This is a genomic window from Paenibacillus hemerocallicola (assembly GCF_006265175.1).
Lineage (GTDB): Bacteria > Bacillota > Bacilli > Paenibacillales > NBRC-103111 > Paenibacillus_AB > Paenibacillus_AB hemerocallicola.
The window spans coordinates 29,893-41,364 of the sequence record NZ_VDCQ01000063.1 but is presented as its reverse complement, the minus strand read 5'-3'; the positions used below and the strand labels follow the sequence as shown (position 1 = coordinate 41,364).

Genomic DNA, 11,472 nt, shown 5'->3' with positions numbered 1-11,472 from the left:
TGAAGATCGACATGAAGATAACATCAATCGCCCTCTACTTGGCTATCTAAGCCAGGTGGAGGGCGATCTTAAGCTCAAAGATGCGCGACCTTCCATCCGATACAGGATCGTCGCCGGCGGCTCATTTCTAAAGTCAGTAATATCATCATGCCGGTGTCTTGGACTTGCTAACGTCAACTGCCAATCCGCACTACGGCATCCGACGCTAATCCATATTTATTCCGCCGTTCACATTCATACACGTCCCTGTTATGAACCTGCTCTCCTCGCTTGCAAAAAAAGCGATCGCACCCGAAATGTCGTCCGGCATTGCCACCCGCTGCAGCGGAGTCATGGCTGCGATTTGCCCTTTGATCTCCTCCGGCGTTTCGCCAGACGCATCCGTCTGGACCAATCCGGGCGAGACTACGTTTGCAGTTACGCCATAAGGGGCACTTTCCAACGCCACATACTTGGCAAACGCATTAAGCGCCGCTTTGGCCGAGCCGTGTGCAGCCATATACGGTAACGCGACGTCGGCCGCGTTGCTGGAAATGTAAATAATTCTTCCATAATTCCGCTCAATCATGGCGGGTAACACCGATTTCGTCAAAGTAAAGGCCGCCCGGATCTCATCGTTCATTTTTTGGGCAAGCTCCTCCCACTGCATCTCCATCAATGGCTTCATTACGAAAGACACGTGAGCATTGTTCACCAAGATGTCGATATCTCCCAGCGTTGTCCGAATATGAGCCATCGCCAGCTTCACCTGTTCAGGATCACGCACGTCCGCCTTAACCGTTTCGGCCTCCCCGCCGGCATGTCGAATCCGATCTACGACAGCCTGTGCCGAGTCCGCCTGTCGAACATAATTTACGACCACCTTTGCCCCCTGCCGAGCCAACGTCAATGCAGCAGCAGCTCCGATTCCACGTCCCCCTCCCGATATGAAAGCGACTTTTCCGTTTAGATTCTTCATTCATGTTTCCTCCGATTTAATAGAATGTTCTTCCTTGTCGATGTCAAGAGCTCACATTGGCTTTACAATCATCAGAATGATCAATGCGGTTCCCATAATTGAAGCCGTATTGTACAGCCTGTTGGCTTTTGCGAGAAGGGGCGATTTGACATCCGGCCCGTTTGGTTTACTTTCACTTTCATCGACCGCGTTCAGCGCCTGAACTAATTGACCCAACACCGGGCCCAGCATGCCCACCGCAACCGCTTGAATGAGCACATATAAGACCAGGGAGCCGAGAATCCATAAGTCCGAAAAGTTCCATCCTGACAGGGCAACGAGCAGGATGCCCGAGACAACGGCAATCGAACCGCCTATTTTCGGGAAATAGTTCAGCAGCTTGAACATTGACAACGATTGAAGAAGCTGCTCTCGGCGCTGCTTCTTGCGAAGCAAAATATGACCGAAATATGTCGGTCCGATTCCAAGAACTGCTGACAGCACATGAATCGTTAGAAGCCATTCCATAGTTCATTTCCTCCCCGTTCTTCATCTTTCTTTCAATAGCTGTCATCCGTCAATTCCCTTAACAGAACCATGAGAATTTCCTGCCATTCAATTTACCATGAGGGACTTCATTGCCGGTATTATACGATCGTATAATTTATGGATCTGCTCTTAGGCGAATCGTTGGGTGCAGACCCATAAAAATCCCACACCCCGTTCGATGCGAGAAATATGCTACGACAAATTGCGATTCAATTGCACACGCTGCGAGAGGAATGCAAAAGCGATTTCCCCCGCACGCTCCGGGAGCTGAAGCCCATAGCGGCGTCGAGTGGTAAGTCATCGAGCAGGACAAATGCCGGAGAAGTCCGATGGACAGCGCGGAAGCTGGTTTACGAACAAAAGCATGTCGGCCGGCGGGCCGCTGATCGATCTGGGCGTTCATTGTGACGCCTGTGCTGCCGAAAGCGCAACGTCCGGGACACGCCGAGCATCTGCACCATTTCTTCGACTGTCTGCAAGGCCGGGCGGAGCCGATCAACACGCCCTCCAACGGCGTCGATATGATTAAAATTTTGTGCTCCATATACGAATCGGCCGAAAACGGGCGTGAAGTGCGACTGTAGCTTTTCCGACCCATACCGCAGCAAAAAAGCCTCCCGGTATAGATGTTCCGAGAGGCTTTCGCTTCCAAGCATAGCGTCACCGGGCATATCGCCCCGATCCGGCTTTATTCGGTTACGGTCCAGACCGGCTCTCCCAGATCGTTCAAGGTCAACACCTTCTTGATCGATCCGTCCGGCGATGTCAGCGCAATGCCCCGTCCCGTTCGATGGTGCGGCAAAAGCGGAAGCCCCGGCGATTTTCCTGCTCCCTTCCACACTCCGCATATGCTGATTGCAAAGTCGAATGAACGCACATACGGTTTTATCGAGCCGGGTACGCACCAATGCAGCCTGTTCCCTGGACTGGCGATGTCCGCCTCGTGGAACGCCGGCCATCGCTAAAATAACACCTGTCTCCCTTCATCCGCCGATTGCCGTGCCTTCAAGCAAGCTTCCGTTACGGCGAACGCGTCCTCCGCGCTTACCCGGCCATCCTCCTCGTCCAGCTGCCGAATGAAAGCCGGGAACAGATCTTCCTTGGGCAAAAGCGGCAGCTCGCGAATGCCGGGTTCCCGATCGTTCATCAACAGAACACGGCCGTCTCTCACCTCGAGCACGCCTTCGGTACCGGCGATGCGGATGCGGTCGTCCCCGTGGCTCGGCGCTGTCGGAGGGCGCAAATAGTCGAGACTGACCGAAGCGAACACCTCGTTCGTCATTCGAAAGTGGCACAAGGCCGTCGTCTCCAGCTCCCCGTGGTCCTTGTTGTCCCGGGTTGAATGCATCGCCAGCACGGATTCGAACGTCTCCCCGCCAATCCAGCGCACCCAGTCGATCGCATGGCTGCCTACCCACGGAATCGTGCCGCCATAGCTGCTCCTTTGGCGGTAAAAGGCGTCTCGCGACCCGAGACGGTACGACTTCTGCGCCTGAATAAGCCGGATGTCGCCGACGGCCCCTTCCCGCACAGCCTGCCGCGCCGTGCGAAAATGAGGCATTTGCCGGGAGCCGAACATCGCTGCGAGACGGGCGTCGCCGGCGGCGTACACATCCCTCAGCATGCGAAGATCGGAATAGGTCGTCGCCACCGGCTTCTCGACAAACGCGTGAATGCCCCGCTTCAGCACTTCGGCGGCCACCCTCGCATGATCGCCGAAATGACAGGCGACCGCGGCGACATCCGGGCGCAGCTCATCCAGCATGTCCAAACAGTCGTCGAACAATCGGGGGGCCGCCCCCAGCCGGGACGCCCCGGCCAGCACTTTATCCATCGTTTCGCCGGGAGAGCCCGGAGCGACGCCGACCAGCCGCGCCTCCGGCACTTCCCGCAAGCCGTCAAGCACATAGCCGAAATGGCCCGAGGAGCCGATGATGCATACTTGTATCATGTCCATTCCACCTTTGCACGTTTATTGGCCGACCGGCGCGATCCGGAACCAGTCAAAGTCGGCTTACCGGCGTCTTCGCCATGTAGAACCGTAAATGGTCCATTTCCTTACACGCTATCGCTCATTTGGGCCGAAATTGATCCTATATGTCGTCATAGGTCCGCTGCAAGATCTGCATATAATCGCGGGTGTCGATCGGACGTATATTGCTGGCCGTGGACGAGTTTTGGCTAGCCAGCTCGACGATGCGCGGAAAATCCGCTTGCCGGACGCCCGGCAAGCTGCGCAGCTTCGGAATTTCCAATGCCCGCGTAAATTCGCGGATACCGACGATCATTTTGTCGATGGCCGTTTCGTCGCGATCCGTCTCTTCCGCGAAGCGCATCAATCGCGCCAGGTCGGCATGCATCGGCTTGTTTTCCCCACTATTGAATTGCAGCACTTGCGGCAAAAATACCGCGTTCGCCACCCCGTGTGGCGTATCGTAAAGCCCGCCAAGCGCTTCGGCCAGGCAATGAACGGCGGCCACGTCGCTCGAGCCGAAGCACAACCCCGCCAGCAGGCTGCCCTCCAGCATGCGGGAACGTGCCTGCTCATGCTCCGGATCGCGGTATGCGACCGGCAATGCGGACACGATCGTCTGCATCGCCCTGGCGCCCATCGCTTGCGAGATCGGATTCGTGGCCCGGCACGTATACCCTTCGATGGCATGGACCAGCGCATCGACCCCCGTCGCCGCCGTAACCGGCTTCGGCACCGTGTAGGTCAAAGTCGGATCAAGCACGGCGAGCAGCGGCCGCAACGAAGCATGCTTGAGCGTCAGCTTCCGATGCGTAGAGGACTCCGTAATAACCGCGGATCGTGTCACCTCCGAGCCGGTTCCCGCCGTAGTCGGGATGCACACGACGGGAGCGATGCTGGCATATGGCCTTCTCCCATCGCAGTAATCCGACGGTGTGCCTCCATTCGGGCCGAGCAGCGCGATCGCTTTCCCCGTATCCATCGCGCTTCCGCCGCCGACGGCCACGACCGCCTCCATGCCTTGCTCGGCAAACAGGCGGGCACCGGCCAAACATTCCGTATCCCGCGGATTTGGCGATAGGGCATCGAATCGGACAACCCAGTAGCCCGCCGCCTCCAGCGCGGCTTCGATCGGAGCGGTCAGACCCGCCTTCACGACCCCGGGATCGCTGACCAGCATGACGGACGAGCCGATCCGCAGCGGTTGAAGCCATTCGGGCAGCCGTCCCGCTTTTCCGCTCCCCATCTCGATTCGAACCGGACAAAAATAGCTGTAGCTTTGCATCTTTCGCTTCTCCTATCTGAGCGTGGATGTTGTAACGGACTATACTATGCCTACCATACCACAGATGCCGTCCAGCGGGCATCCCCGGCTTTGTGCCGCCCCAGAACGCCGGTGAAAAACTTCGCCACGGGTCTGGAGGATGCCTCCGACCACGCCGAGCGCGGGACAACATTTAGAGATCGTACACGGCACTCCGCTTATATCGCTTGTTTTTTATATCGAATAGATATAATATATATATCGAATCGATATATTTATCAAAAACGGAGGTCGTCATGTACGAAATATTTGTTCTGGGCGAGCTGACAGTCGGCGATCGGCATGGGTACATATTGCAAGAAATATTAAAAAGCGCGCTCGGGCCGTTTCGGCAAATTAGCGCAGGCACGCTGTACCCGCTTCTCTCCCGTCTCGTCGAAGACGGGTTTATCGAGCTCCGCCCGGAGAGCGGATCGTCCGGAAGCAGACCGCGCAAATTGTATGCCATTACGGAATCCGGCCGCATCCGGTTCCGGCAGCTGATGGAGGCCCCGCTCGAGTTCCAGGCGGACACGGAAATTTTGTTTCAATTCAAGACCGTTTATTTCCGATATGTGTCGAAAGAAGCTCGGCTCGCCTGCATGGAGCAGTATTTGACTTATGCGCAATACAAGCTCAAACACGTAACCGACCGCGAGTTCCAATTGCACATGCAACGACCGGAGCCCGAAAAGCAGCGCGCCCAATTGCTGCGGGTGCTGGATTACCGCAAACAAATCGGAGCGGCGGAAATCGAATGGGTCAAGCAAGAAATCGAACGTATGAAAGCAGCGGCGGATTAAGAAACTGCGACGGAGGAATCAGACATGACCCGTTTATGGACGAAACCCTTTATTATGCTGACGGCCGGAATGCTGTTTCTGGGAACCGGATTTTACTTGCTGCTCCCGACTTTGCCGCTCTACATCAAGCAATTGGGCGGCAACGACGCCATGATCGGCTTGGTGGCCGGCATATTTACGCTCGCCGCCGTCGTGTTCCGTCTATTTGTCGGCGGCTTGCTGGACCGGTACGGCAGACGGCCGTTCATGCTGTTAGGCCTGCTGTTGTTCGGAATATCGATCTATGCTTACGAATGGGCGGGCGGCATTGCCGTACTGATCGCCCTTCGGATCGTGCACGGCGCGGGCTGGGCTTTCTCTACTACCGCGATCGGGACGAGCATTACGGATGTCGTGCCGGAAAAGCGCCGCGGAGAAGGCATGGGCTGGTATGGCGTTTCGATGACGGTCTCCATGGCCATCGGGCCAATGCTCGGCACATGGATCATCATGAACTACTCGTTCAGCCACATGTTCGGAATTGCCGCCGCTTTCTCCGCCATGGCGCTGGCGCTCGCCTTCGCGGCCAAAATACCGTTTCAGCCTCATGCGAATAAAGGGTCTATATCGCTCATCGAGAAATCTTTGCTGCCCGTTATGGCGGGCCTGTTCTTCTTGGCGGTCTCCTATGGCGGCATAACGGCGTTTATGCCCATTTTCGCTGATACGATCGCCGTAAATCCCGGCTTCTTCTTTCTCGTTTACGCCGTTTCGTTGACGGTTATCCGACCGGTGGCGGGCAAATTGTCCGATCGGTACGGAGAAACGGCCATCATCATCCCATCGCTGATCATTACCTTTTTGGCTTTGATCGTAGTGAGCCAAGCCGGAAATATGGCGGGGGTCGCCGTCTCGGCCGTGCTGTACGGCATCGGCTTCGGTTCAGCGCAGCCGGCCTTTCAGTCCGTTGCGCTGAAGCTGGCACCGCCGGATCGCAAAGGGGTGGCGAACGCCTCGTTTTTCACCGCGTTCGACCTCGGGATCGGACTCGGCTCCATTGCGCTGGGCTCGCTCTCGCTATACATCGGCTATCAGGGGGTATTTGCGGCAAGCGCCGTATCGGTGGCTTGTTCGTTGGTGATCTTTGTGTCAACCGTCAGAAAAGCGAGGAGCAGAACGCCCGCGAAAACCGGATGACGGCCCGAGGTTTGAATCTTGCCTTGTTGTCCTTTTAAGGTGTCGACTTCGATGACTTTGCTGCTCGAATCAGCCCCGTGCGTGCAGCCTGGTCGGGAAGCAAATAACGAAAACGGTTTCTCTGCAGGACGAGTTTCTGCAGAAGGGCACCGGGCGGTATGCGCACGGGGAGGTACGTGCATGACAGATTTTTTTGAGTCGTTCCATCCGAAAATCATTCACGTCTACCATCGGGACGCGCTGTTTTGGCGGCAGCACAAGCAGCGGATCGTCAGCCGCCCGACACGGCTGCTGAGCTTTGTGTACGCCTATGCCGGGCACGGGGTGATGGAGCTGGACGGAGAGCCGCACGAGCTCGGTCCCGGGTACGCTTTCCAGATCCCCTAGGAAACCAATCTGCCGATCGCCGAGATCGCCCGTCAGGTCGGATACGAGGATGCCCTTTATTTCACCCGCGTCTTCTCCAAAAGTATCGGCATGACGCCGCGCGCCTTCCGCAACGGTTAGCCGGCGCTCCTCCAGATTCGGCTATCCGCATCGCTGTGAACAAATTTCCTTATTTCTCGATTTTTATTACATTTACTTCCTTCCTCCATTTCGCAATACTGGTGTTGGAAAGGCTTTCCGTGCATCGTTGAAATTCGTTGCGGCGCGAACGGTTCCGCCACTGGGCAAGCGCTTCATCCTCCTGCCCATTCGGCATCGTTCGCCATGCGACCGATTTCGGGCCATTCCCATCCTATTCGATCAAGGAGGAAATGACGGCATGATCAGAACAAAACAACAGCGACTGGAGGGACGTACCGCACCACGAAAAGCTCGGATCTGGACCGCTTTGGCACTGGCGCTGGCGATCGCCATCCCGCCGCTCGGTTGGACAGAGCAGAAGGCGAGCGCCGATGCGCCGTCCTGGAGCACTACGCTGTTCAGCTACGATTTCGAACAGGACGCCTTGGGAGGACCGCCTGCCGTCCAAGCTTCCAATCCGGACACCTGGAACGCAAGCGCAAGCAGCGAGCAGTCCACCTTGACCATCGTTTCCAGCGAAGGCGGGAAAGCGCTTCAGTTCGAGCGGGTCAGCGGTTCGGTCGGAAGCGGCGGCCCCCGGGTGGAAAAACGTCTCGCCACGTCAGCCGATACGATGGTGCGCGTCGACTTCCGCGTGAAGACGGGAGGCAACCGGTTCGATTTCGAATTGCGCAGTACGGACAACAACGCGCCCGCGTCGACAAGAATGCTGTATTTGACCGGCCCGGGCTTGATTCCGAGCCCGCCTTCGGGTTTGTCGCTTAGCGGCAGCCAGATGGTGAACGCCACCGTCATCATCGACTTCGGCTCCCGGACGTATGAAACCGCGCTGAACGGTGTCACGATCGCCTCCGCCCAACCTTTGAACGAGGATCTGGTCGTCGGCGGACCGCTCAACTTCCGGTTCTCGAGCATTTTGCAGCCCGGACAGCGGCTGACGCTGGACGATGTGCTCATTCGAACCAACAATACGCCGCCCGGCGTTCCGGTCATCGAGCATTTGCTGGACGAGCATCCGCGACTGATGGCGACTGCGGCGGACTTTGACCGCATCCGTCTGCAAATCCCGACCGACACCCTCATGCAGGGCTGGTACAACACGCTGAAAAACCAGGCCGACGCCATGCTGACGCAGCCCGTATCCGAATACGGCTTTCCGGACGGACGCACGCTGCTGCAGATCAGCCGCCAAGTGCTGAGCCGCGCGAACACGCTCGCCTTCGTATACCAGATCAGCCAAGATACCCGCTATGCAGAGCGATTGTGGGACGAATTGGAGGCCGCTGCCGCCTTCCCCGACTGGAATCCGGTCAGCTTTCTGAGCACCGCGGAAATGACGAACGCCTTCGCGATCGGCTATGACTGGCTGTACCAGTATTGGTCCCCGACCCGGCGAGCGGCATTGGAAAATGCGATCATTAACATGGGACTCACACCGGGCATCCAGGGCTACTATGACAGCGCTTGGTGGGCAACTACCAACAACAACTGGAATATTGTCACCAACAGCGGTCTCGGCATAGGCGCTCTGGCGGTCGGCGACAAGGCGCCCGAACTGGCGGACGAGATTTTGCGCCGGAGCATGAATAACTTGCCGATCGCCATCGCCGAGTACGCCCCGGACGGCGCCTATCCGGAAGGCGTCGGCTACTGGGCCTATGCCACCTCGTACCTGGTTCCCTACATCGCCGCGCTCGAAACGGCGCTTGGCGACGACTACGGCTTGGCCGATTTGCCGGGTCTGTCCGATACGGGCAAATACCCGATCTACATGAGCGGCTCGAGCGGAACAACGTTCAACTATTACGATTCCAGTATCGGGCGGCAAAATATCGGGGATCTGCTCTGGCTGGGACAACGGCACAACGAGCCGACATACGGCTGGTGGACGCTGCAGGGCAGCGGCGCGACGCCGCGCTACTTGCTCTGGTACGATCCGTCCAAGATCGAATCGCCGATCAGCGCCGGCCTGCCGCTGGACGCCTCTTTTCGCGGCTCCGAGGTTGTGACGATGCGCAGCGCCTGGCAGACGCCGGACGCCCTGTTTGTCGGCTTCAAAGGCGGCCTGAACGGAGAAAACCACGGCGACCTCGATCTGGGCACGTTCGTGCTCGATGCGTTCGGACAGCGCTGGGCGGAGGAACTGGGCCAGGAAAATTACGGGCTTCCCGGCTATTGGAGCGACGGGCCGAACGGACAGCGGTGGACGTACTACCGCAAGCGGGCCGAAGGCCAAAACACCTTGGTCGTACAGCCTGGGGCCGGTCCCGATCAGGACGTGCCGGCAGAGGGCGAGATTGTACGTTACGAAAGCGGCGCCACGGAAGCTTTTGCGATCGCCGACTTGAGCGCGGCCTATGCGTCTCGGGGCGTGACCGATTGGCAGCGCGGTGTCAAGCTGCTCGACAACCGCAGCCAAATACTGATTCAGGATGAACTGACGGCAAGCGACCCGGTCGAATCGTGGTGGTTCATGCATACCCGCGCCGACATCGAGATCGGGCCGGACGGACGTTCCGCACTGCTGAAGATCGGCAATGAGCGGATGCTCGCGCGGATCGTATCGCCGGACCCGGACCCGGTCTTCACCGTCATGGACGCCGTCCCGCTCTGGTCGTCGCCGAATCCGGCGGGCCAGACGGCCAACTCGAGCCTGCGCAAATTAACGGTGCAGCTCGATGCCGCGAATCAAGCGGCGCTGTCTGTCTTGTTCACTCCGGTGCGCGACGGAATTCCTACGGCTGCCGCTCCCGCCTTCCAGCCGCTGAACGCTTGGGGCATACCGACGCAGCCGACCGCGCAGCTGACAAATCTGCTTATCGACGGACAGCCGCTTGCCTCCTTCGTGCCCGGCGTGTACCAGTATGAGCAGCGCCCGCCTGCCGGAACGCCGGTCAGCGCGGTTCCGCCGGTCGTCGCCGCCTCCGCCGCGGCAGCGGCCAGCGTAACGGTGGAGCAGGCCACCTATGTGCCGGGCAAAGCGGTTATCACGGTGACCCAGGCCAGCTACACGCCGGCGCGGTATGAGGTCTATTTCCGGGGCGGACACCCGGATCACGAGAAAGTCAAAGCCAGCATTATCGGGACATACCCGCCGTCCCATACGATCGACGGTAAGCTGAACACGTTCTTTTCCGCTCAAGGACACGGACAATGGGTTCAGTACGATCTGGGCCAGACGCGCCCGGTCGACGGCGTAGAGCTCGCCTGGTATCAAGGGAACGTCCGGTCGTTCAGCTTCAAGGTGCTCGGCTCCGTTGACGGAACACAGTGGACCGAGCTGTACAGCGGCAGCGGCGCGGGCGACAGGCTCGATTTGGAGGCGCATTCGTTCGCCGCTTCTCCGGCACGTTACGTACGCATTGTCGGATACGGCAACACGAGCAACGACTGGATGAGCGTCACGGAAGCCCGCATTCGTTACAGCGGCCAAGCGTGGCCGGATCTGGTTCCGACCTGGACGCATCTGGATCGCCTCATTCTGCAGGCTAGCGCATCGCTGGTCCAAGGCGCCACGCTTCCGCTTTCGGTCCAAGGCGTGAACTACGACGGTACTCCGGGCAATCTCAGTGCGCTTGATATCGCCTATGTCAGCAGCAATACCGCGGTTGCCACCGTAAACGCAAACGGCGTCGTCCAGGCCGTAGGACCGGGCACGGCCAAAATTTCCGCCTACGCCGTAACGCAGCAGGGCAAATGGGTGCATGCTTCCACCGCAGTCACCGTCACCGCCGCTTCGCCTTAAGCACATTCGACACGGACGTGCGACTCAAAGGAACATTAACCGAACGACCGCCCTGACGGACTAACCGGCCTTGCGGTTCCGACAAACTTCGGTCGTCGGAAGACAGGTACGTTATTCCGTTCATGTTCCTGAGTACAATCGTTGTTCATGTCGCGTCTTGCCCGCTGACGCATAAGGCTTGCCGGAATCGGCAGCCTTTCTGCGTCCAACGGGCCGTGCTTTCGCAACCGTTCCCGATCAGCAAGAACAATGAGCCAGCAGCTCCGCCTTTTGCCGGACCGTCGTCCCAAACGAATTGCCGGCATGCTTCTTCCCTCGATTTGACCTCAATCGTCCTTTCATGTCGTACGGTCGATTACGAACGCTGCGTATCTCCCAGATGTCCTTCATCCAAGGTCAGCTGAACATCGCCGCTATAATCGACAGTCCTGCCATTCTCCTGTGGCAACCTTGAATATG

At 58.2% G+C, this 11,472-nt stretch carries 11 protein-coding genes; 7 read left to right on the top strand and 4 right to left on the bottom strand.

What is annotated here, in order from left to right:
• Positions 1-205: 205 nt before the first annotated feature.
• Together FE784_RS31710 and FE784_RS31705 are read right to left on the bottom strand one after the other, a co-directional pair.
• Positions 206-958, bottom strand: coding sequence for an SDR family NAD(P)-dependent oxidoreductase (locus tag FE784_RS31710; protein WP_139606279.1), 753 nt, complete (start codon positions 956-958; stop codon positions 206-208).
• A 51-nt stretch (positions 959-1,009) separates the two neighbouring features.
• Complete coding sequence (locus FE784_RS31705) at positions 1,010-1,465, bottom strand: DUF2269 family protein (protein ID WP_139606278.1); 456 nt, start codon at positions 1,463-1,465, stop codon at positions 1,010-1,012.
• Positions 1,466-1,890: 425 nt separating this feature from the next.
• Between FE784_RS31705 and FE784_RS31700 the strand changes: the two genes are divergently transcribed.
• Both FE784_RS31700 and FE784_RS31695 read left to right on the top strand, forming a co-directional pair.
• Complete coding sequence (locus FE784_RS31700; protein WP_176706664.1) at positions 1,891-2,070, top strand: hypothetical protein; 180 nt, start codon at positions 1,891-1,893, stop codon at positions 2,068-2,070.
• Between the two features lie 42 nt (positions 2,071-2,112).
• Positions 2,113-2,451 carry a hypothetical protein gene (locus FE784_RS31695; RefSeq protein WP_139606277.1) on the top strand — a complete coding sequence of 113 codons (339 nt, stop codon included), beginning with the start codon at positions 2,113-2,115 and terminating at the stop codon, positions 2,449-2,451.
• On the opposite strand, the gene FE784_RS31690 is transcribed toward FE784_RS31695, so the two are convergent.
• Both FE784_RS31690 and FE784_RS31685 read right to left on the bottom strand, forming a co-directional pair.
• Positions 2,448-3,437, bottom strand: coding sequence for a Gfo/Idh/MocA family protein (locus FE784_RS31690; RefSeq protein WP_139606276.1), 990 nt, complete (start codon positions 3,435-3,437; stop codon positions 2,448-2,450). The two genes, FE784_RS31695 and FE784_RS31690, sit on opposite strands and share 4 nt — an antisense overlap.
• A gap of 142 nt (positions 3,438-3,579) precedes the next feature.
• Entirely contained in the window at positions 3,580-4,743 is a 1,164-nt protein-coding gene (locus FE784_RS31685; RefSeq protein WP_139606275.1) for an iron-containing alcohol dehydrogenase, read from the bottom strand.
• 275 nt (positions 4,744-5,018) lie between these two features.
• On the opposite strand from FE784_RS31685, the gene FE784_RS31680 reads away from it, so the two are divergent.
• The 5 genes from FE784_RS31680 to FE784_RS31660 all read left to right on the top strand — a co-directional run bounded on the left by FE784_RS31680 (position 5,019) and on the right by FE784_RS31660 (position 11,013).
• Entirely contained in the window at positions 5,019-5,564 is a 546-nt protein-coding gene (locus tag FE784_RS31680; protein ID WP_139606274.1) for a PadR family transcriptional regulator, read from the top strand.
• Positions 5,565-5,588: 24 nt separating this feature from the next.
• Positions 5,589-6,740, top strand: coding sequence for an MFS transporter (locus FE784_RS31675; RefSeq protein ID WP_139606273.1), 1,152 nt, complete (start codon positions 5,589-5,591; stop codon positions 6,738-6,740).
• Between the two features lie 180 nt (positions 6,741-6,920).
• Positions 6,921-7,127: a cupin domain-containing protein gene (locus FE784_RS31670; protein ID WP_139606272.1), complete on the top strand. Its 207-nt coding sequence runs from the start codon at positions 6,921-6,923 to the stop codon at positions 7,125-7,127.
• Positions 7,128-7,136: 9 nt separating this feature from the next.
• Positions 7,137-7,247, top strand: a complete 111-nt coding sequence (locus FE784_RS31665) for an AraC family transcriptional regulator (RefSeq protein ID WP_139606295.1) — start codon at positions 7,137-7,139, stop codon at positions 7,245-7,247.
• 259 nt (positions 7,248-7,506) lie between these two features.
• A complete protein-coding gene (locus tag FE784_RS31660) occupies positions 7,507-11,013 on the top strand; it encodes a discoidin domain-containing protein (RefSeq protein ID WP_139606271.1) in 3,507 nt (1,168 codons plus the stop codon).
• The last annotated feature ends 459 nt before the right edge of the window (positions 11,014-11,472 follow it).